Below are 20,723 nucleotides of genomic sequence, written 5' to 3' on the forward strand. Positions count from 1 at the left end.
TGATGTTTGAGCGTTTGCGTGAAGATATCCAAAGCGTATTCCATCGAGACCCGGCGGCGCGTAACGCTTTTGAAGTTCTGACGTGCTACCCGGGCATGCATGCCATCTGGATTCACCGTCTGTCGTCGGTCTTGTGGCGCGCAGAGCTGAAATGGCTGGCGCGACTGGTGTCGAACTTCGGTCGCTGGCTGACCGGGATCGAGATTCATCCGGGTGCCAAAGTCGGTCGTCGCTTCTTTATTGATCATGGCATGGGCATCGTTATTGGTGAAACCGCCGAGATCGGTAATGACGTCACCCTTTATCAAGGTGTGACGCTGGGTGGCACCAGCTGGAACAAGGGCAAGCGTCACCCGACCCTTGAAGATGGCGTGGTGGTGGGGGCGGGCGCCAAGGTGCTGGGTCCGTTTACCGTCGGCGCGGGTGCCAAGGTTGGTTCTAACGCCGTAGTGACCAAGGCAGTGCCTGCCGGCGCGACCGTTGTCGGTATTCCAGGGCGGATCATCGTCAAGTCCGATGACGAGCAGGATGCCAAGCGCAAGGCCATGGCCGAGAAAATCGGCTTCGATGCCTACGGTGTCGGCGAAGACATGCCGGACCCTGTAGCGCGTGCCATTGGTCAGTTGCTGGATCACTTGCAGGCGGTCGATGGTCGTCTGGAGGGGATGTGCGGCGCACTGAAGGATCTGGGCAGTAATTACTGTGCCAAGGACCTGCCTGAACTGCGCGAAGAAGACTTCGCCTGTGTGAAGGACAAGGATCAGAGCCAGGCGAGCTAGACCGGGTCGACTTCAGTCGCGGGCAAGCGCGCTCCCACAGGTATCTCAGTGTTCACACGGGACCCTGTGGGAGCGGGCTTGCCCGCGATGAACGATAACGCGCAATTGCTGGCTGTAACCGTCCAGCCTTTGCTATGATGCGGCCGCTCTTTTGCGGGTAAACCTGACTAAAGTACTAGGTCTTATAGTTGACTTAAACACTCGGGAATTGCATACTCGCCCCATTCCGAACTCCGTGGTAATTGTCCATGCGACTGACTACAAAAGGCCGATACGCCGTGACCGCCATGCTCGATCTGGCGTTGCACGCGCAGCACGGGCCGGTGTCCCTGGCCGATATCTCCGAGCGCCAAGGCATCTCCCTGTCCTACCTCGAACAGCTTTTCGCCAAATTGCGCCGTAGCAATCTGGTGTCCAGCGTCCGCGGTCCGGGCGGCGGCTACCAACTGTCCCGCGAGATGCAGGGCATCCAGGTCGCCCAGGTGATCGATGCGGTGAACGAATCAGTAGATGCCACCAAATGCCAGGGCCAAGGCGATTGCCATTCAGGCGACACCTGCCTGACTCACCACTTGTGGTGCGACTTGAGCCTGCAGATTCACGAATTTCTGAGCGGTATCAGCTTGGCTGACCTTGTGACTCGCCGTGAGGTACAAGACATAGCCCAGCGTCAGGACCAGCGCCGTTGCAACAGCAAGGCGCCACGTCTGGACAAGATTGAAGCGTCCGCCGTCGAATGACAGCCAAAGAGCTAACGGCACGCCAGCCAGCCTGATTTAGGAGATAGTCCATGAAATTGCCGATTTACCTTGATTACTCTGCGACCACCCCGGTTGATCCGCGTGTTGCGCAAAAAATGAGTGAATGCCTGCTGGTTGACGGAAACTTCGGTAACCCGGCGTCCCGTTCCCACGTGTTCGGCTGGAAAGCTGAAGAGTCCGTCGAAAACGCCCGTCGTCAGGTCGCAGACCTGGTCAACGCCGATCCGCGTGAAATCGTCTGGACCTCCGGTGCCACCGAATCCGACAACCTGGCAATCAAGGGTGCGGCGCATTTCTATGCGACCAAAGGCAAACACCTGATCACCACCAAGATTGAGCACAAGGCTGTCCTCGACACCATGCGCCAACTGGAGCGTGAAGGCTTCGAAGTGACCTACCTCGAGCCTCAGACTGATGGTCTGGTAACGCCGGCGATGATCGAAGCGGCCCTGCGTGACGACACCATCCTGGTCTCGGTCATGCACGTGAACAACGAAATCGGCACCATCAACGACATCGAAGCCATCGGCGAACTGACCCGCTCCAAGGGCATTCTGTTCCACGTCGACGCGGCTCAGTCCACCGGCAAGGTCGACATTGACCTGTCGAAGCTGAAAGTCGACCTGATGTCGTTCTCTGCCCACAAAACCTACGGCCCTAAAGGCATCGGCGCGCTGTACGTCAGCCGCAAGCCGCGTGTTCGCATCGAAGCGACCATGCACGGCGGCGGTCACGAGCGTGGCATGCGTTCCGGCACCCTGGCGACCCACCAGATCGTCGGTATGGGTGAAGCTTTCCGCGTAGCCAAAGAAGACATGGCTGCCGAAAACGTGCGCATCAAAGCCCTGAGCGACCGCTTCTTCAAACAGGTCGAAGGCCTGGAAGAGCTGTACATCAACGGCAGCATGACCGCTCGTGTACCGCACAACCTGAATCTGAGCTTCAACTACGTTGAAGGCGAGTCGCTGATCATGGCGCTCAAGGACCTGGCGGTTTCGTCCGGTTCGGCCTGCACCTCGGCGTCCCTTGAACCTTCGTACGTACTGCGCGCCCTGGGCCGCAACGACGAACTGGCACACAGCTCGATTCGCTTCACCTTCGGCCGTTTCACCACCGAAGAAGAAATCGATTACGCCGCGCAGAAAGTCTGCGAGGCCGTTACCAAGCTGCGCACTCTGTCGCCGCTGTGGGACATGTACAAAGACGGTGTCGACATTTCGAAAATCGAGTGGGCGGCACACTGATTTCAAGTCGCCGCGAACCGGCCCTGTACAACCCAGGTTGGCAGGGCTTAAAGAGCGACTCTCTGATGAGTGAGGATTAAGCATCATGGCTTACAGCGAAAAGGTCATCGACCACTACGAAAACCCGCGCAACGTCGGCAAGATGGACGCGGAAGATCCTGATGTCGGCACCGGCATGGTCGGCGCTCCGGCGTGCGGCGACGTTATGCGCCTGCAAATCAAGGTCAACGAGCAAGGCATCATCGAAGACGCCAAGTTCAAGACCTACGGTTGCGGTTCGGCTATCGCCTCCAGCTCCCTCGCTACCGAGTGGATGAAGGGCAAGACCCTGGACGAAGCCGAGACCATCAAGAACACTCAGCTGGCTGAAGAACTGGCCTTGCCGCCAGTGAAAATCCACTGCTCCGTACTCGCAGAAGACGCTATCAAAGCGGCCGTTCGTGACTACAAGCAGAAGAAAGGCTTGATCTGACTTTCAGGTTTTGGCGACGAGTAAGGAGTCACCGATGGCTATCAGCATGACAGAAGCGGCTGCTCGACACGTGCGGCGCTCCCTCGACGGGCGCGGCAAAGGTGAAGGGATTCGTCTGGGTGTTCGCACCACAGGCTGTTCCGGCCTTGCCTACGTGCTGGAGTTTGTCGACGAGGTGGTTGAAGAGGATCAGGTGTTCGAAAGTCACGGTGAAAAAGTGATTATCGACCCGAAAAGCCTGGCCTACCTGGACGGCACCGAGCTCGATTTCGTCAAGGAAGGGTTGAACGAAGGCTTCAAGTTCAACAACCCCAACGTACGCGGTGAATGTGGCTGCGGCGAAAGCTTCAACATCTGAGGCTTGTCGTGGGTACTCCTTGTCATTTCGCTTTATTTGAGCTGCAACCGAGTTTCAATCTGGACCTCGACCAGCTGGCTACGCGCTACCGTGAGTTGGCGCGCAGTGTTCACCCGGACCGCTTTGCTGACGCTTCCGAGCGTGAGCAGCGGTTGGCGCTAGAGCAATCCGCGAGCCTCAACGAGGCCTACCAGACGCTCAAAAGTCCGCCCAAGCGCGCGCGTTACTTGCTCGCCTTGAACGGTGGTGAGCTGCCGCTGGAGGTCACGGTGCATGATCCGGAGTTTTTGCTGCAGCAGATGGAGCTGCGTGAAGAGCTCGAAGACCTGCAAGACAGTGCTGATCTGGCCGGTGTTGCAGCGTTCAAGCGTCGCTTGAAAACCGCCCAGGATGTACTGAACCAAAGCTTCGCGGCTTGTTGGAATGATGCGGCGCACCGTGAGCAGGCCGAACGCCTGATGCGGCGCATGCAGTTCCTCGACAAGCTCACCTACGAAGTGCGCCAGTTAGAAGAGCGCCTCGACGATTAACCCAGTGCCGCTCCGGTCGCACGCCTGATATACAGATAAGTCCTGATACCAATGGCCCTACTGCAGATCGCCGAACCCGGCCAAAGTCCTCAACCGCACCAGCGTCGTCTGGCTGTGGGGATCGACTTGGGCACTACCAATTCGCTGGTCGCTGCGTTGCGCAGTGGTCTTTCCGAGCCTCTGGCCGACGCTGACGGGCAGGTCATCCTGCCGTCTGCCGTGCGTTATCACGCAGATCGCGTCGAAGTCGGCGAGTCCGCCAAACTGGCTGCCGCCACAGATCCCTTGAACACCGTGCTGTCGGTCAAGCGCTTGATGGGTCGTGGTCTGTCCGACGTCAAGCAATTGGGCGATCAACTGCCGTACCGCTTTGTCGGTGGCGAGTCGCACATGCCGTTCATCGACACCGTGCAGGGGCCGAAAAGCCCGGTCGAAGTCTCCGCCGATATCCTCAAAGTGCTGCGTCAGCGCGCTGAAGCGACCTTGGGTGGCGAGCTGGTCGGCGCGGTGATCACCGTTCCCGCCTATTTCGATGATGCGCAGCGTCAAGCCACCAAGGACGCGGCCAAACTCGCCGGTCTGAACGTGCTGCGTTTGCTCAATGAACCAACCGCCGCCGCTGTGGCTTACGGTCTGGATCAACACGCTGAAGGCCTGGTCGCCATTTATGACCTGGGCGGCGGCACCTTTGATATTTCGATTCTGCGCCTGACCGGCGGCGTGTTTGAAGTTTTGGCTACCGGCGGCGACAGCGCGCTGGGTGGCGATGACTTCGATCACGCGATCGCTGGCTGGATCATCGAGAGCGCCGGTCTGTCCGCCGACCTCGATCCGGGGGCGCAGCGTCAACTGTTGCAAACGGCTTGTGCCGCCAAAGAAGCGCTGACCACCGCCTCGTCGGTTGAAGTGGCTCATGGCGGCTGGAAAGCCGAGCTGACCCGCGAAGCCTTTGATGCGCTGATCGAGCCGATGGTCGCTCGCAGCCTGAAAGCCTGCCGCCGCGCCGTGCGTGATTCGGGTGTTGAGCTGGAAGAAGTGCACGCGGTGGTCATGGTCGGTGGTTCGACGCGTGTGCCTCGCGTTCGCGAAGCGGTCGCGGAAGCCTTTGGTCGTCAGCCGCTGACTGAAATCGATCCGGATCAAGTGGTGGCCATCGGTGCCGCGATCCAGGCCGATACGCTGGCTGGCAACAAGCGCGATGGCGATGAGCTGCTGTTACTCGACGTGATTCCGTTGTCCCTGGGGCTGGAAACCATGGGCGGCCTGATGGAGAAGGTGATTCCGCGCAACACCACCATTCCCGTCGCTCGCGCCCAGGACTTCACGACTTATAAAGATGGCCAGTCGGCCATGGCGATCCACGTATTGCAGGGCGAGCGCGAGCTGATCAGCGACTGCCGCTCCCTGGCGCGTTTTGAATTGCGTGGCATTCCGGCGATGGTGGCCGGTGCGGCGAAGATTCGCGTGACCTTCCAGGTCGATGCTGACGGTCTGCTCAGCGTTTCGGCTCGTGAATTGGGTTCGGGCGTTGAAGCGAGCATTCAGGTCAAGCCGTCCTACGGTCTGACCGACGGCGAAATCGCCAAAATGCTCAAGGATTCGTTCCAGCACGCCAATGACGATAAAGTCGCCCGTGTACTGCGTGAGCAGCAAGTCGATGCACAGCGCCTGATCGAGGCGGTGCAGGCCGCCCTTGATGTCGACGGTGAGCGCCTGCTCGACGCCGAAGAGCGCATGGTCATCGAGTTGCAGATGCAGGAACTGGCCGAACTGATGAAAGGTACCGATGGTTACGCCATCGAGCAGCAGACCAAGCGTCTGTCGCAAGTGACCGATGCCTTTGCTGCCCGCCGCCTGGACTCGACGGTGAAAGCCGCGCTGGCGGGGCGCAACCTGAACGAGATTGAGGAATAACGATGCCGCAGGTCATTTTTCTGCCACACGAGAAGTTTTGCCCGGACGGCATGGTTGTAGAGGCTGAGCCCGGCATTTCCATCCTCGAACTGGCGCACGAACACCACATCGAGATGGAAAGTGCCTGTGGTGGCGTCTGTGCCTGCACCACGTGTCATTGCCTGATTCGTGAAGGCTTTGATTCGCTGGAAGAGGCTGACGAGCTGGAAGAAGACTATCTTGATAAGGCTTGGGGGCTGGAAGCTCAGTCCCGCCTGGCGTGTCAGGCCAGAGTCGGCACGGAAGACCTGACCGTCGAAATTCCGAAATACTCGCTCAACCACGCAGCCGAAGCGCCGCACTGATTCAAGGAATTGTCATGAGTCTCAAGTGGACTGATGTGCTGGAGATTGCGATCCAACTGGCTGAAAGCAAGCCCGATGTTGACCCTATGTCGGTCAACTTCGTCGATCTGCGCAAATGGGTTATGGAATTGCCCGATTTCGACGACAAGCCTGAGCATAGTGGCGAAAAGATTCTGGAGGCCATTCAGGCCCACTGGATCGAAGAACGCGACTGAGCCACGCTGCAGGTTAGGCAATACCCAAGAACCCGCGTATAATTCGCGGGTTTAATTTTTCACAAATTACCGTTTCTGGAGTTACACCATGGCTGTTCAACGTACTTTCTCCATCATCAAGCCTGACGCTGTTGCAAAAAACGTCATCGGCGAGATCACCACTCGTTTCGAAAAAGCAGGCCTGCGCGTTGTAGCTTCGAAACTGAAGCAACTGTCCAAAGCTGAAGCTGAAGGCTTCTACGCTGAGCACAGCGCTCGTGGTTTCTTCAACGACCTGGTTGCTTTCATGATCTCCGGCCCGGTTGTTGTTCAGGTTCTGGAAGGCGAAAACGCTATCGCTCTGAACCGTGAGCTGATGGGCGCTACCAACCCTAAAGAAGCTGCTGCCGGCACCATCCGCGCTGACTTCGCTGACTCCATCGACGCCAACGCTGTACACGGTTCGGACTCCGAAGCCGCTGCTGCTCGCGAAATCTCGTACTTCTTCGCAGCTACTGAAGTAACCACTCGCTAAGCATTGGCTTAAGAGTGAAGGTGAATCCATGACTACATCGACTGTAAAAACCAACCTGCTGGGTCTGACTCAACAGGAAATGGAAAAATTCTTCGACTCGATCGGGGAGAAGCGTTTCCGTGCCGGTCAGGTAATGAAATGGATTCACCACCTTGGCGTCGATGATTTCGACGCCATGACGAACGTCAGCAAAGCCTTGCGCGACAAGCTCAAGGTGATTGCTGAAGTTCGCGGTCCTGAAGTGGTCAGCGAGGACATTTCCACCGACGGCACCCGTAAGTGGGTAGTGCGCGTGGCATCCGGCAGCTGCGTCGAGACCGTGTACATTCCCCAGGGCAAGCGCGGCACTCTGTGCGTTTCGTCCCAGGCAGGCTGTGCCCTGGATTGCAGTTTCTGCTCCACCGGCAAGCAAGGTTTCAATAGCAACCTCACCGCCGCCGAAGTCATCGGTCAGGTGTGGATTGCCAATAAATCGTTTGGCAGCATCCCGGCGACTGCCGACCGTGCCATCACCAACGTGGTGATGATGGGCATGGGCGAGCCGCTGCTGAACTTCGACAACGTCGTCGCGGCCATGCACTTGATGATGGACGACCTGGGCTACGGCATTTCCAAGCGCCGTGTGACCCTGTCGACCTCCGGCGTGGTACCGATGATCGATGAGCTGTCCAAGCACATCGACGTCTCCCTGGCGTTGTCGCTGCACGCACCGAATGACGCATTGCGTAACCAATTGGTGCCGATCAACAAGAAATATCCGCTTAAGATGCTGCTCGAGTCGTGCCAGCGCTACATGTCGTCCCTGGGCGAAAAACGCGTGCTGACCATCGAGTACACCTTGCTCAAGGACATCAACGACAAAGTTGAACACGCCGTTGAGATGATCGAGCTGCTCAAGAACATCCCGTGCAAGATCAACCTGATTCCGTTTAACCCGTTCCCGCATTCCGGTTACGAGCGCCCGAGCAACAACGCGATTCGCCGGTTTCAGGATCAGCTTCACCATGCAGGCTTCAATGTCACCGTACGCACCACTCGCGGTGAAGACATCGATGCCGCGTGTGGCCAATTGGTAGGGCAGGTGCTGGATCGCACCCGTCGCAGCGAACGTTATATCGCCGTGCGCGAGTTGAGCGCCGAGAACGATATGGCTACAAACGCTGCGAAATAATTAAAGAGAGGATCTCTATGTCCCTGCGCTTCGCGCTGCTTTTGCTGTGGGCCAGCCTATGTGCTGGTTGTGTCCTGTCGGGCGATTTCAACCCGATGAAGACCAGCAAGGGGCGCGATGAAGCGCGTGTGGCTTATGTACAGCTGGGCCTGGGGTACTTGCAGCAGGGCATGACCGAGCGCGCCAAGGTCCCGCTGAAAAAGGCGTTGGAGCTGGATGACTCGGACCCTGATGCCAACGCCGCGCTGGGTCTGGTGTTCCAGGCTGAAATGGAGCCGGAACTGGCCGACCAGCATTTTCGCAAGGCATTGTCTTCCCGCCCCAACGACGCACGAATCCTGAACAATTACGGCAGCTTCCTCTTCGAGGAAAAACGCTACAAAGAGGCGTACGAGCGCTTTGAACAGGCCGCCGCCGATACGCTGTATCCTGAGCGTTCGCGAGTATTCGAGAACCTGGGCATGACCGCTTCAAAGTTGGGCGAGCGTGATCTTGCACAGCAGCAACTCGAAAGAGCCCTGCGTTTGAATCGCCAACAGCCACGTGCATTGCTCGAAATGGCTGAGTTGTCCTTCGAAGACAGGCATTATGTGCCCGCGCGTGACTATTACGATCGTTTTAGCCTGCTGGCCGAGCAAAATGCACGTAGTCTATTGCTCGGCGTTCGGCTGGCAAATGTGTTCGAAGATCGCGACAAGGCCGCAAGTGCAGGCCTGCAACTAAAACGACTCTATCCCGGTACGCCGGAATATCAGCAATACCTGTCGGAGCAATGATGAAAGCGGCGCATCCCGAAGTTGTAGCAGCGAATCGCGTTAACCCCGGTGAGACTTTGCGCCAGGCCCGCGAAAGCAATGGCTGGTCGCTGGCCGAAGTGGCCCTCAAGCTCAACCTCACCGTCACCTCCTTGAGCAATCTTGAAGCCGGCGCATTCGACAAGCTGCCTGGGCATACCTTTGCTCGCGGTTATATCCGTGCGTACGCCAAATTGCTGGGCATGGACCAGGCCGTTCTCGTCCAGCAGTTCGACCAGTCCACCGGCACCGATTCCCAGGGCAGCAGCGTTCACAGCCTGGGGCGTATCGAAGAGCCGGTACGGGTTTCCCATACTATTTTGCGCATCGTCAGCCTGTTGCTGCTGATCGCGGTGATTGGGGGTGGTTTTGTCTGGTGGCAGGATCAAACCTCGCTGCGCACCAAGGATTCGATCGGCCTCGCCCCGGAACATGTAGAAGTTGAAGGCGCCGACGGCACCACCCAGATCCATCCGCTGGACGAGCCGGAAGACCAGGCCGTCGCGGAAGGTCAGGCGGAAGGGACTACTTCGCTGGCATTGCCACAAGCCGAGACCTCCTCTGAAGCACCGGCTGAAGCTGAAGCAACCACGCCGGCTGCTCCGGTAGTATCGACACCGGTGGCTCCGACGCACAACGCCGCTCCTGTTGTTGCTGCTCCAGCGCACAACACTGCCCCAGTGGTTGCGACGCCGACTGCTCCGGCGCCGGCTGCTCCAGCGGTTCCGGCACCGGTAGTGACCGCTCCGGTTGCTCCTGCCGCACAGGCACCGGTTGCGACGGCTCCAGTAGCCGGTCAGGGTCAGGTTCAGCTGCAGTTCACCGCCGATTGCTGGACGCAAGTGACCGATGGCACCGGCAAGGTGCTGTTGAGTGGTCTCAAGCGTAAAGGCGATAGCGTTTCCGTCAGCGGCAAGCCGCCGTTTGCCGTGCGTCTGGGCTTCGCCCGTGGTGCGCAGGTCAGCTACAACGGTCAGGCGGTTGATGTCGCTCCGTTCACCAGTGGCGAGACTGCTCGCCTGAAGTTGGGTCAATAAGTCATGCACGGCGAATCTCCAATCAAACGTCGCGAATCCCGCAAGATCTGGGTCGGTAACGTGCCTGTTGGCGGCGATGCGCCTATCGCTGTGCAGAGCATGACCAACAGCGATACCAATGATGTTGCCGCCACCGTGGCCCAGATCAATCGTCTGGAAGCCGCTGGCGTCGACATCGTGCGCATTTCCGTGCCAGACATGGATGCCGCCGAAGCCTTCGGCAAGATCAAGAAACTGGTCAAAGTGCCCTTGGTGGCCGACATCCACTTCGACTACCGGATCGCATTGCGCGTGGCCGAGTTGGGTGTGGACTGCCTGCGGATCAACCCGGGCAACATCGGTCGCGAAGACCGCGTCCGCGCGGTAGTCGATGCCGCCCGTGATCGCGGGATTCCGATCCGCATCGGCGTCAACGCCGGTTCCCTGGAAAAAGACCTGCAGAAGAAGTACGGCGAGCCGACCCCGGCAGCGCTGGTTGAATCTGCCCTGCGTCACGTCGAGCACCTCGAACGCCTGAATTTCCAGGACTTCAAGGTCAGCGTGAAGGCCTCTGACGTGTTCATGGCCGTCGAAGCCTACCGTTTACTGGCCAAGGAAATCGTCCAGCCGCTGCACCTGGGTATCACCGAAGCGGGTGGTTTGCGTTCAGGCACAGTGAAATCCGCCGTGGGCCTCGGTATGCTGCTCGCCGAAGGGATTGGCGATACTATTCGCATCTCGTTGGCGGCTGACCCGGTCGAGGAAGTGAAAGTCGGCTACGACATTCTCAAATCCCTGCATCTGCGTTCCCGTGGCATCAACTTCATCGCCTGCCCGAGCTGCTCGCGGCAGAACTTCGATGTGGTCAAGACCATGAACGAGCTGGAAGGGCGCCTCGAAGACCTGTTGGTGCCGCTGGATGTCGCGGTCATCGGATGCGTGGTCAACGGGCCGGGTGAAGCCAAGGAAGCCCATATCGGCTTGACCGGCGGCACGCCCAACCTGATTTACATCGACGGCAAGCCGTCGCAGAAACTGACGAATGACAATCTGGTGGATGAGCTTGAACGCTTGATCCGCCAGAAAGCGGCCGAGAAAGTCGAAGCCGACGCGGCAGTCATCGCCCGCGGCTGAGCCGAACGAATTTAAGGATTTAAAGTGAGCAAGTCTCTGCAAGCCATTCGTGGCATGAACGACATCCTGCCCGAACAGACTCCCCTGTGGCGTCATTTCGAGGGCACTGTTTCGCGTCTGCTGGATAACTACGGTTACAAGCAGATCCGCATGCCGATCGTCGAGTTCACCGAGCTGTTCAAGCGCTCCATCGGTGAAGTGACCGACATCGTCGAAAAAGAGATGTACACCTTCGAAGATCGCAACGGCGACTCCCTGACCCTGCGTCCGGAAGGCACGGCTGCGTGCGTGCGTGCAGTGCTTGAGCACGGCATCACCGGTGGTGGCCAGGTGCAGAAACTCTGGTACATCGGCCCGATGTTCCGTCACGAGCGTCCGCAGAAAGGCCGTTATCGCCAGTTCCACCAGATCGGTGTCGAAGTGTTCAACCTCGACGGTCCGGACATCGATGCCGAGCTGATCGTGCTGACCTGGCGCCTGTGGGGCGAGCTGGGCATCCGTGATGCGGTCAAGCTCGAGCTCAACAGCCTGGGCACTGCCGAATCGCGCGGTCGCTATCGTGAAGCGCTGGTCGAGTTCCTGTGCGCGCATCTGGACAAGCTGGACGAAGACAGCCAACGCCGTCTGAAGACCAACCCGTTGCGGGTTCTGGACACCAAGAACGCCGACACCCAAGCGATCCTGGTCGACGCGCCAAAAATGGCCGACTACCTGGACGATGAGTCCCGCGTGCACTTCGAGGGCCTCAAGGCTCGTCTGGACGCCGCCGGCATTCCTTATGTGATCAACCCGAAGCTGGTTCGCGGGCTGGATTACTACAGCAAGACCGTTTTCGAATGGGTCACCGACAAGTTGGGCGCCCAGGGCACCGTGTGTGCCGGCGGTCGTTATGACGGTCTGGTCGAGCAGATGGGCGGCAAGCCGACCACGGGCGTTGGTTTCGCCATGGGCATCGAGCGCCTGGTGCTGTTGCTTGAGACCCTGGAGCAGATCCCGGAAGAAATCTCCCGTCAGGTCGATGTCTACCTCTGCGCCTTCGGCGAAGCGGCGGAACTCGCCGGCCTGACCCTGAGTGAACGTGTTCGTGATCAATTGCCCAACCTGCGCCTGCAAGTCAATGCCGGCGCCGGCAGCTTCAAAAGCCAGTTCAAGAAGGCCGACAAGAGCGGTGCGCTGTATGCGCTGATCCTCGGTGACGATGAGATGGCCCAGCAAGTGGTAGGTTTCAAACCCCTGCGTGGCCAGGGCGAACAACAAAGCATTGCCTGGGATGCGCTTGCTGCACACCTGGCCACCTGCGTCGTGCAGGGTTGAAGCTGTCAAACAGCCGATTTAGCGATTAAGGAGTATTGGGGTGTCGAGTACCGAAGACGAACAACTGGCGGATTTGAAGGACTGGTGGTCACGCAACGGCAAGCCCCTGGTTACTGGCGGCCTGCTGGCGCTGGTCATCGTGTTCGGCTGGCAAGCCTTTCACAAATATCAGAGCAATCAGTCGCAAGGCGCCTCGATGCTCTATCAGCAACTGCTCGAAACCACGCTGACGCCTGACGGCAAGCCTGACGCAGCCCGTGTTGCCGACCTGGCTGGCAAGCTCAACAGCGAGTTCGCCGGCAGTGCCTACGCACAATACGGCAGCCTGTTCGTGGCGAAAGTCGCGGTCGACAGCGCCAAGCTGGACGACGCCGCCACCGAGCTCAAAGCCATTGTCGCCAAACCGGCCAACCCGGCGCTGGGTGAAATCGCCCGTCAGCGTCTGGCGCAGGTACTGGCCGCGCAGAACAAGGCCGATGAAGCCCTGAAGTTGCTCGAAGGCGATGCCGACAAAGCATTCCTGGCCACTCGTGAAGAACTCAAAGGCGACCTGCTGGTGCAGTTGGGTCGTACCGACGAAGCGAACACGGCGTATCAAAAAGCCAAGGCAGCCCTGTCGGATGAAGCGGCGGTCGGCGGCCTACAAATCAAGCTGGACGATCTGGCCAAAGGGGATGCGTGACGTGATTCGTTGGAAACATGCAGCATTGCTGGCCCTGGCCATTTTGGCCGCGGGTTGCAGCAGCAACAGCAAAAAAGAATTGCCGCCTGCCGAGCTCGTCGACTTCAAAGAAGAAGTGGTCTTGCACAAGCAGTGGAGTCGTTCGATCGGTGACGGTCAGGGCGAAACCTACAACATGCTGGTACCGGCGATTGATGGCGACAACATCTATGCTGCCGACGTCACTGGCGTGGTGGTCGCGATGGATCGCAGCAATGGCGACGTCAAATGGAAGAAAGATCTCGAACTGCCCGTTTCCGGCGCCGTTGGCGTGGGTTACGGGCTGGTCATGATCGGCACGCTCAAAGGCGAAATCGTTGCACTGGACGCGATCAACGGTGAAGAGAAATGGCGCGCTCGCGTGACCAGTGAAGTCCTCGCACCGCCGGCCAACAACGGTGACGTGGTTGTGGTTCAGACTCAGGACGACCGTCTGATCGGTCTGGATGCCGCGACCGGCAACCAGCGCTGGTTGTATGACAGTACGCCTGCGGTCCTGACCCTGCGCGGCACCAGCGCACCGATCGTGACCAACCGCCTTGCGCTGGCTGGCCTGTCGACCGGTAAAGTGGTCGCTCTGGACATCACCAACGGCGTGCCGGTGTGGGAACAGCGAGTAGCGATTCCACAAGGTCGTTCGGAGCTGGAACGTGTGGTCGATATCGACGGCGGCTTGCTGCTGTCCGGCGGTACTTTGTACGTTGCCAGCTATCAGGGGCGCGTTGCGGCACTGGACCTGGAAAGCGGTCGTCAGCTCTGGCAGCGTGATGCTTCCAGCTATGCCGGTGTCGCCCAGGGCTTTGGCAACGTCTACGTGAGCCTGTCTGCGGGCACGGTTGAAGGCGTCGACGAGCGTTCCACCACTGCATTGTGGAGCAACGACTCGCTGGCCCGTCGTCAACTGTCGGCTCCGGAAGTGTTCTCCAGCTACGTTGCAGTCGGCGACATGGAAGGCTACCTGCACCTGCTGAGCCAGGTGGACGGTCGTTTCGTCGGCCGCGAAAAGATTGACAGCGACGGCCTGCGTGCCCGTCCGCTGGTGGTGGGTGACACGATTTATGTGTATGGCAACAGCGGCAAACTGGAAGCCCTGACCATTAAGTAAAGGTTTGACTATGCTTGGGGTTAATCCCCAGGCAGCCCCGTAACACGGGGTTCGCAGCGCCCTCAAGCGTTGCCCCGAGCACCAGCCGCTGCCTCGCAGCGGCTTTTGTATTTTCTGAAATAACGAAGTGGAGAGCCGCATGGTTCCCGTAATCGCCCTGGTGGGCCGACCGAACGTCGGCAAGTCCACCTTGTTCAACCGCCTGACCAGGACTCGTGACGCCATCGTCGGCGACTTGTCCGGTCTGACCCGTGATCGCCAATACGGTGAGGCCAAGTGGCAAGGGCGTTCCTACATTCTGGTCGACACCGGCGGTATCTCCGGTGACGAGCACGGTATGGACGAAAAAATGGCCGAGCAGTCGCTGCTGGCCATTGAAGAAGCGGATGTCGTTCTGTTCCTGGTAGATGCCAAGGCTGGTTTTACCGCCGCCGACCAGATGATCGCCGAGCATTTGCGCAAACGTAACAAGCGTTCCTACGTGGTTGCCAACAAGGTCGACAACATCGACCCTGAAATGGCCCGCGCCGAGTTCGCCCCGTTAGGCATGGGCCACGCGATTCCTATCGCCGGTGCTCATGGTCGTGGCATCACCCAGATGCTGGAAATCGCCCTGAGCGATTTCCCGAAAGACGAGGAAGAGCCGGAAGACGGCGAAGAAGAGATCGTTGCCGAAGGTGAGGAAGCCAAGCGTATTCCTGGCCCAAGCGAAAAAGACGGTATCAAGATCGCCATCATCGGTCGCCCGAACGTCGGCAAGTCGACCCTGGTCAACCGCATGCTCGGTGAAGACCGGGTAATCGTGTATGACCAACCCGGCACCACCCGCGACAGTATCTACATCCCGTTCGAGCGTAACGACGAGAAGTACACGCTGATCGACACCGCCGGTGTGCGCAAGCGCGGCAAGATCCACGAAGAAGTTGAAAAATTCTCCGTGGTCAAAACCCTGCAAGCGATCAAAGACGCCAACGTGGTGATCTTCGTCATGGACGCCCGCGAAGGCGTGGTGGACCACGACCTCAACCTGCTGGGCTTCGCCATTGAGTCGGGTCGTGCGCTGGTGATCGCGATCAACAAGTGGGACGGCATGACGCCGAGCGAGCGCGACTTCGTGAAGGTCGAGCTGCAACGCCGACTGTTCTTCGTTGATTACGCCGACATCCACTTCATCTCGGCCCTGCACGGCACGGGCGTGGGCAACCTCTACGCCTCGGTACAGAACTCGTTCAAGTCCGCCGTGACCCGTTGGCCGACCAACCGCCTCACCCAGATTCTGGAAGATGCGGTCGGTGAGCACGCGCCACCGATGGTCAACAACCGCCGGATCAAGCTGCGTTACGCCCACTTGGGTGGTGCGAACCCGCCGATCATCGTGATCCACGGTAACCAGATCGAGAAGGTGCCGAAGTCTTACGTTCGTTACCTGGAAAACACGTACCGTCGTGTCTTGAAGCTGGTCGGTACGCCGATCCGCATCGAGTTCAAGGGCGGCGAGAACCCGTTCGAAGGCAAAAAGACCACGCTGACCGACCGCCAGGTCAACAAGAAGCGTCGCATGATGTCGCACCACAAAAAGGCCGACAAAAAGCGCCGCGATAAGAAATAGAAGCAGCTTTAAGTTTCAAGCAGCAAGCTTCAAGTCGAAGCAAGAAAGGGTCCTGTCAGGGGCCCTTTTTTGTGCCTGAAGGTTTGAGGCTTGACCGCTTGCAGCTTGTCGCTTGAAACTTGCAGCTCACCTGCAAGGGGCTACCGATGATCACCAGTAAGCTGCCGAATGTCGGCATCACTATCTTCACTCAGATGTCTCAACTCGCGGCGCAAACCGGGGCGATCAACCTGTCCCAGGGTTTTCCCGATTTCGATGCCCCGCAAGCCCTGTGCGATGCAGTCGGCCGGCACATCGCCAATGGCCATAACCAATATTCGCCAATGACCGGCCTGCCGGCTCTGCGGCAGCAAGTGTCGGCGAAGATCGCTCGCAGCTACGGCGTCAACGTCGATGCCGATCACGAAGTGACCATCACTCCTGGCGCCACCCAGGCGATCTTCTGCGCGATTCAGGCGGTCATCCACAGCGGCGACGAAGTCATCGTGTTCGATCCTTGCTACGACAGTTACGAGCCGTCGGTGGAACTGGCCGGTGGACGCTGCGTGCACGTGCAGCTCGGGCTGAACGATTTCTCCATCGACTTCCAGAAACTGGCTGACGCCATTACCCCGCGCACGCGGATGATCGTGCTGAACTCGCCGCACAACCCGAGTGGGGCGCTGATCAGCCGGGCCGAGCTGGATCAGTTGGCGGACCTGATTCGGGGTCGCGACATCTATCTGGTCAGCGACGAAGTCTACGAACACCTGGTGTTTGACGGCGTGCCTCACGTCAGTGTGCTCAATCACGAAGAGCTGTATCAGCGCGCGTTCGTGGTCAGTTCCTTCGGCAAGACTTATCACGTTACCGGCTGGAAAACCGGCTATGTGGTCGCACCGCCGGCACTCACCGCCGAGCTGCGCAAGGTGCATCAATACGTCAGTTTCTGCGGCGTCACTCCGCTGCAATTTGCCTTGGCTGACTTCATGGCGGAGCACCCGGAACACATCGAAGAGTTGCCAGGTTTCTATCAGGCCAAGCGGGATATGTTCTGCGATTTGCTGACGCCATCGCGCTTCAGTTTCACTCGTGTGACCGGCACCTATTTCCAGTTGGTCGACTACTCGCAGATCCGCCCGGACCTCAATGACGTCGAGATGGCATTGTGGATGACCCGCGAACATGGCGTCGCGAGCATCCCGATCTCGGTGTTCTACCAGACCCCACCCGAAGGCCAGCGCCTGGTGCGCCTGTGCTTCGCCAAACGCGAGGAGACCCTGCGTGAAGCAGCGGCAAAACTATGCGTGATCTGAGTGCACTGCCCAACCTGAATGTCGCGTTGATCCAGACCACGCTGGCCTGGCACGACCGGCAAGCCAATCTGGAGCATTTCGAGCAGCTGCTGGACCAGGCGCGCGGCGCGGACCTGATCATCCTGCCGGAGATGTTCACCACCGGTTTCTCCATGGAATCGGAAACGCTGGCGGAGGCGGAAAACGGTCCGACCAGCAAGTGGCTGCGCGTTCAGGCGGCAAAACTCGACGCGGTCATCACCGGCAGCATCATTGTTCAAACCGCAGACGGCAGTCATCGCAATCGCCTGCTGTGGGCGCGGCCGGACGGGGAGGTGTGGCACTACGACAAGCGCCATCTGTTCCGCATGGCTGGCGAGCATAACCATTACACGCCGGGCGAGCGTCAGGTGCAGTTCGAACTCAAGGGCTGGCGCGTGCGGCCGCTGATTTGTTACGACCTGCGCTTTCCGGTCTGGAGCCGGGATGCGCAAGACACCGACTTGCTGCTGTACACCGCCAACTGGCCAGGTGCACGGCGTCAGCACTGGAACCGTTTGCTGCCGGCGCGGGCCATCGAAAACCTCTGCTACGTGGCCGCGGTGAATCGCATCGGTACTGATGGCAAAGGCTTCGCCTACACCGGTGACAGTCAGGTACTGGATTTCCAGGGCGAAACCCTGCTCAGTGCCGGTGAAGCCGACGGCGTGTTTCAAGTGGTGCTGAACGCTGCGGACCTGCAGGCCTATCGCACGCGTTTCCCGGCGAACCTTGACGCTGATACCTTCGAGTTCACCTGACATCCTTGCCGTTTGAACCGGCCTCATCGCGAGCAAGCTCGCTCCCACATTGATCGATGTGAACGCAAAGTTTGTGTACACCAAAATCCACTGTGGGAGCGAGCTTGCTCGCGATGCGCCCAGGACGGTCAGCACAAAAACAGCAGGCAAACAAAAAGGCCCCAAGGTAAGTACCTTGGGGCCTTTTGCATTTCAGCGACCGCTTACGCCGCTTTGGCTTCCGGCTGGCTCAGCGAGCGGTTCAGCGCGCTGAACAGGGCCTTGAAGCTGGCCGTGGTGATGTTTTCATCGATACCCACACCGTGCACCGCACGCTCGCCGTTCACACGCAGTTCAATGTAGGCCGCTGCCTTGGCATTGGTGCCCGCGCCGATCGCGTGTTCGTTGTAGTCCATGATCTCCACCGGAATCGGCAGGCCGGCCACCAGGGCTTCCAGCGCGCCGTTGCCCTTGCCGCGCCAGTGCAGGTTGGTTTCGCCCTGACCTTTGCTGGAGACTTCCACTTCCACCGCACTGTGACCGTTTTCTTCCTGCAGACGATGGCTAACCAGCGCGTACGGGGTGTTGGCCTGCAAGTACTCGCTGTGCAGCAAGGCGTGGATTTGCTGAGCGGTCATTTCCAGGCCGAGGCGATCGGTTTCACGTTGTACAACCTGGCTGAACTCGATCTGCATGCGGCGTGGCAAGTTGATGCCGTATTCCTGTTCCAGCAGGTAAGCGATACCGCCCTTGCCCGACTGGCTGTTGACGCGGATCACCGCCTCGTAGCTACGACCGATGTCGGCCGGGTCGATCGGCAAGTACGGCACTTCCCACAGGGCATCCGGTTTCTGCTGGGCGAAGCCCTTGCGGATCGCATCCTGGTGCGAGCCGGAGAATGCGGTATGCACCAGGTCGCCAACGTACGGGTGACGAGGGTGTACCTGAATCTGGTTGCACTCTTCGACGACTTTGCGCACGCCGTCGATGTCGGAGAAGTCCAGCTCAGGGTGAACACCCTGGGTGTAGAGGTTCAGCGCCACGGTCACGAGGTCGACGTTACCGGTACGCTCCCCGTTGCCGAACAGGCAGCCTTCGACACGGTCGGCACCGGCCATCAGGCCCAATTCGGTAGCAGCGACACCGGTGCCACGGTCGTTGTGGGTGTGCAGGCTGATGATCACGCTGTCACGACGGTTGATGTGACGGCCGAACCATTCGATCTGGTCAGCGTAGATGTTCGGGGTGGCGCATTCGACGGTGGCAGGCAAGTTGAGGATCATCTTGTGCTCAGGCGTCGGGTTCCAGACCTCGATCACGGCATCGCAGACTTCCTTGGCGAATTCCAGTTCGGTGGCGCTGAACGTCTCTGGCGAGTACTCGAAGGTCCACTCGGTGTCTGGCTGCTGGGCGGCGTATTTGACGAACAGCTTGGCCGCGCTGACGGCGATTTCCTTGATTCCGTCCTTGTCCTGATTGAAGACAATCCGGCGGAAGGAAGGGGAGGTCGCGTTGTACAGGTGAACGATGGCTTTCTTCGCGCCGCGCAAGGATTCGAAAGTGCGTTCGATCAAGTCTTCACGGCCCTGGGTCAGCACCTGAATGGTGGTGTCGTCCGGGATGTGGTTGCCTTCGATCAGGGTACGCACGAAATCGAAGTCGGTTTGCGATGCGGCCGGGAACGAGGCTTCGATTTCTTTCACGCCGACAGCCACGAGGGTTTTCCAGAAGCGCAGCTTCTTGACCGCATCCATTGGCTCGATCAGCGACTGGTTGCCATCACGAAGGTCAGAGCTGCACCAGATCGGCGCGGCGGTGATGGTCTTCGACGGCCAGGTGCGATCCGGGATATCGATGGTCGGGAACGCACGGTATTTCGAAGACGGGTCTTTGAGCATGCTCATCGGGGGAATCCTTATTGTGTGGGCCGAAAAAAGGCGGCCTGCCGGTGGATCAAATGTTCTTGGGGAAAAGCGTAGGGCGAGGCACCGCGATTCAGCCTGGCAGTCGTGCGCTGACGAGGCACAGGCTGCGGTGCTGGCGAAGCTGAATGAGGGTGTGAAAGGTTTTCATGCCTTCAACCCTAACCGCGAGGGTGAAGGATGGCAAGCGGTCGAAAAAAATTGAGAGGAATACCCGAAAAGGCAGTTTTATCGAGATTTTATTGCTGTGAGCGGGGCTGATTGTTTTGATGATTGCGCGAGGTTTGAGCACTGCGCAATTGTAGAATTGCGATGACGGCCGCTTGAGCGCGGCTATGCTTAAAGCCTGATCAAGGCAGGAGTCGGACATGAACGAGTCGGACTGGAAGCGGTATAGCGCGTTGCGGCCGTTGGCCCATGAGCGGATGTGTATCCGGATCATGGAGGAGGTCGAGCGCACCGTGGCGGATAAAAGCCTGACGCCTTACGAGCGGATTGAAGCCACTGAAGAGCTGCTTCAGTGCAGGCAAAAGGAGCTGTATTGGGCGTTTGGTGTGTTCAGGTTTTCACGGCATGAGGCGCGGTCGCACTTGCTTGGGTTGTGCGCGCGGGAGTTGATCACGTCTGAGGAACTGGCGGGGTTTTCGGCGGAGACTCAGGAGTGGATCAGGCATTGCCTGGCGGACCGGGAAGCCCATGGGATTGAGGATCTTGAGGCTGAATAGAAGGCGTCTGTGATGCCGCCATCGCGGG

General features: G+C 59.0%; 23 protein-coding genes. 21 read left to right on the top strand and 2 right to left on the bottom strand.

Annotated features, from left to right (window positions below; genetic code table 11):
* Positions 1 to 2: 2 nt before the first annotated feature.
* The 20 genes from cysE to D882_RS0108100 all read left to right on the top strand — a co-directional run bounded on the left by cysE (position 3) and on the right by D882_RS0108100 (position 18,069).
* Positions 3 to 779 (top strand): serine O-acetyltransferase, encoded by a 777-nt coding sequence (cysE, locus tag D882_RS0108005; protein WP_027922747.1) that lies wholly within the window; start codon positions 3 to 5, stop codon positions 777 to 779.
* A gap of 248 nt (positions 780 to 1,027) precedes the next feature.
* Positions 1,028 to 1,519 (top strand): Fe-S cluster assembly transcriptional regulator IscR, encoded by a 492-nt coding sequence (iscR, locus tag D882_RS0108010; protein WP_027922748.1) that lies wholly within the window; start codon positions 1,028 to 1,030, stop codon positions 1,517 to 1,519.
* Between the two features lie 50 nt (positions 1,520 to 1,569).
* Positions 1,570 to 2,784 (top strand): IscS subfamily cysteine desulfurase, encoded by a 1,215-nt coding sequence (locus D882_RS0108015; RefSeq protein WP_027922749.1) that lies wholly within the window; start codon positions 1,570 to 1,572, stop codon positions 2,782 to 2,784.
* Between the two features lie 85 nt (positions 2,785 to 2,869).
* Positions 2,870 to 3,256 carry a Fe-S cluster assembly scaffold IscU gene (iscU, locus tag D882_RS0108020; protein ID WP_003443374.1) on the top strand — a complete coding sequence of 129 codons (387 nt, stop codon included), beginning with the start codon at positions 2,870 to 2,872 and terminating at the stop codon, positions 3,254 to 3,256.
* A 34-nt stretch (positions 3,257 to 3,290) separates the two neighbouring features.
* Positions 3,291 to 3,614 carry an iron-sulfur cluster assembly protein IscA gene (gene iscA / locus D882_RS0108025; RefSeq protein ID WP_027922750.1) on the top strand — a complete coding sequence of 108 codons (324 nt, stop codon included), beginning with the start codon at positions 3,291 to 3,293 and terminating at the stop codon, positions 3,612 to 3,614.
* Between the two features lie 8 nt (positions 3,615 to 3,622).
* Positions 3,623 to 4,144 (top strand): co-chaperone HscB, encoded by a 522-nt coding sequence (hscB, locus tag D882_RS0108030; protein ID WP_027922751.1) that lies wholly within the window; start codon positions 3,623 to 3,625, stop codon positions 4,142 to 4,144.
* Between the two features lie 51 nt (positions 4,145 to 4,195).
* Positions 4,196 to 6,058, top strand: a complete 1,863-nt coding sequence (gene hscA, locus D882_RS0108035) for a Fe-S protein assembly chaperone HscA (protein WP_027922752.1) — start codon at positions 4,196 to 4,198, stop codon at positions 6,056 to 6,058.
* A 2-nt stretch (positions 6,059 to 6,060) separates the two neighbouring features.
* Positions 6,061 to 6,402 (top strand): ISC system 2Fe-2S type ferredoxin, encoded by a 342-nt coding sequence (fdx, locus tag D882_RS0108040; RefSeq protein ID WP_027922753.1) that lies wholly within the window; start codon positions 6,061 to 6,063, stop codon positions 6,400 to 6,402.
* A gap of 14 nt (positions 6,403 to 6,416) precedes the next feature.
* Positions 6,417 to 6,617: a Fe-S cluster assembly protein IscX gene (gene iscX / locus D882_RS0108045; protein WP_027922754.1), complete on the top strand. Its 201-nt coding sequence runs from the start codon at positions 6,417 to 6,419 to the stop codon at positions 6,615 to 6,617.
* Positions 6,618 to 6,705: 88 nt separating this feature from the next.
* Positions 6,706 to 7,131, top strand: coding sequence for a nucleoside-diphosphate kinase (ndk, locus tag D882_RS0108050; RefSeq protein WP_007903599.1), 426 nt, complete (start codon positions 6,706 to 6,708; stop codon positions 7,129 to 7,131).
* Positions 7,132 to 7,159: 28 nt separating this feature from the next.
* A complete protein-coding gene (gene rlmN, locus D882_RS0108055) occupies positions 7,160 to 8,302 on the top strand; it encodes a 23S rRNA (adenine(2503)-C(2))-methyltransferase RlmN (protein WP_027922755.1) in 1,143 nt (380 codons plus the stop codon).
* Positions 8,303 to 8,319: 17 nt separating this feature from the next.
* The gene (gene pilW, locus D882_RS0108060) at positions 8,320 to 9,078 is read left to right on the top strand and encodes a type IV pilus biogenesis/stability protein PilW (protein WP_027922756.1); all 759 of its coding nucleotides are present in this window, start codon (positions 8,320 to 8,322) and stop codon (positions 9,076 to 9,078) included.
* Positions 9,078 to 10,133, top strand: coding sequence for a RodZ family helix-turn-helix domain-containing protein (locus D882_RS0108065; RefSeq protein ID WP_027922757.1), 1,056 nt, complete (start codon positions 9,078 to 9,080; stop codon positions 10,131 to 10,133). The genes pilW and D882_RS0108065 overlap by 1 nt, the downstream gene beginning before the upstream one ends.
* A 3-nt stretch (positions 10,134 to 10,136) precedes the next feature.
* Positions 10,137 to 11,246, top strand: coding sequence for a flavodoxin-dependent (E)-4-hydroxy-3-methylbut-2-enyl-diphosphate synthase (ispG, locus tag D882_RS0108070; protein WP_027922758.1), 1,110 nt, complete (start codon positions 10,137 to 10,139; stop codon positions 11,244 to 11,246).
* A gap of 24 nt (positions 11,247 to 11,270) precedes the next feature.
* Positions 11,271 to 12,560, top strand: a complete 1,290-nt coding sequence (hisS, locus tag D882_RS0108075; protein ID WP_027922759.1) for a histidine--tRNA ligase — start codon at positions 11,271 to 11,273, stop codon at positions 12,558 to 12,560.
* 40 nt (positions 12,561 to 12,600) lie between these two features.
* On the top strand, positions 12,601 to 13,242 hold the full coding sequence (locus D882_RS0108080; RefSeq protein WP_027922760.1) for a tetratricopeptide repeat protein: 642 nt from the start codon (positions 12,601 to 12,603) through the stop codon (positions 13,240 to 13,242).
* Positions 13,235 to 14,386, top strand: a complete 1,152-nt coding sequence (gene bamB, locus D882_RS0108085) for an outer membrane protein assembly factor BamB (RefSeq protein WP_027922761.1) — start codon at positions 13,235 to 13,237, stop codon at positions 14,384 to 14,386. The genes D882_RS0108080 and bamB overlap by 8 nt, the downstream gene beginning before the upstream one ends.
* 139 nt (positions 14,387 to 14,525) lie before the next feature.
* Positions 14,526 to 15,995, top strand: a complete 1,470-nt coding sequence (gene der / locus D882_RS0108090) for a ribosome biogenesis GTPase Der (RefSeq protein ID WP_027922762.1) — start codon at positions 14,526 to 14,528, stop codon at positions 15,993 to 15,995.
* Positions 15,996 to 16,141: 146 nt separating this feature from the next.
* The gene (locus D882_RS0108095; RefSeq protein WP_027922973.1) at positions 16,142 to 17,290 is read left to right on the top strand and encodes a pyridoxal phosphate-dependent aminotransferase; all 1,149 of its coding nucleotides are present in this window, start codon (positions 16,142 to 16,144) and stop codon (positions 17,288 to 17,290) included.
* Positions 17,278 to 18,069 (top strand): amidohydrolase, encoded by a 792-nt coding sequence (locus D882_RS0108100; protein WP_027922763.1) that lies wholly within the window; start codon positions 17,278 to 17,280, stop codon positions 18,067 to 18,069. The genes D882_RS0108095 and D882_RS0108100 overlap by 13 nt, the downstream gene beginning before the upstream one ends.
* 203 nt (positions 18,070 to 18,272) lie before the next feature.
* Here D882_RS0108100 and leuA read toward each other — a convergent pair whose 3' ends face one another.
* Positions 18,273 to 19,952, bottom strand: coding sequence for a 2-isopropylmalate synthase (leuA, locus tag D882_RS0108105; RefSeq protein WP_027922764.1), 1,680 nt, complete (start codon positions 19,950 to 19,952; stop codon positions 18,273 to 18,275).
* Between the two features lie 91 nt (positions 19,953 to 20,043).
* Positions 20,044 to 20,340 carry a hypothetical protein gene (locus tag D882_RS1000000132635; RefSeq protein ID WP_027922765.1) on the bottom strand — a complete coding sequence of 99 codons (297 nt, stop codon included), beginning with the start codon at positions 20,338 to 20,340 and terminating at the stop codon, positions 20,044 to 20,046.
* Between D882_RS1000000132635 and D882_RS0108115 the strand changes: the two genes are divergently transcribed.
* Positions 20,339 to 20,695 carry a hypothetical protein gene (locus D882_RS0108115; protein WP_027922766.1) on the top strand — a complete coding sequence of 119 codons (357 nt, stop codon included), beginning with the start codon at positions 20,339 to 20,341 and terminating at the stop codon, positions 20,693 to 20,695. The genes D882_RS1000000132635 and D882_RS0108115 overlap by 2 nt on opposite strands.
* The last annotated feature ends 28 nt before the right edge of the window (positions 20,696 to 20,723 follow it).

This window comes from Pseudomonas sp. URMO17WK12:I12 (assembly GCF_000514395.1).
In the GTDB taxonomy this organism is placed as follows: domain Bacteria; phylum Pseudomonadota; class Gammaproteobacteria; order Pseudomonadales; family Pseudomonadaceae; genus Aquipseudomonas; species Aquipseudomonas mucoides.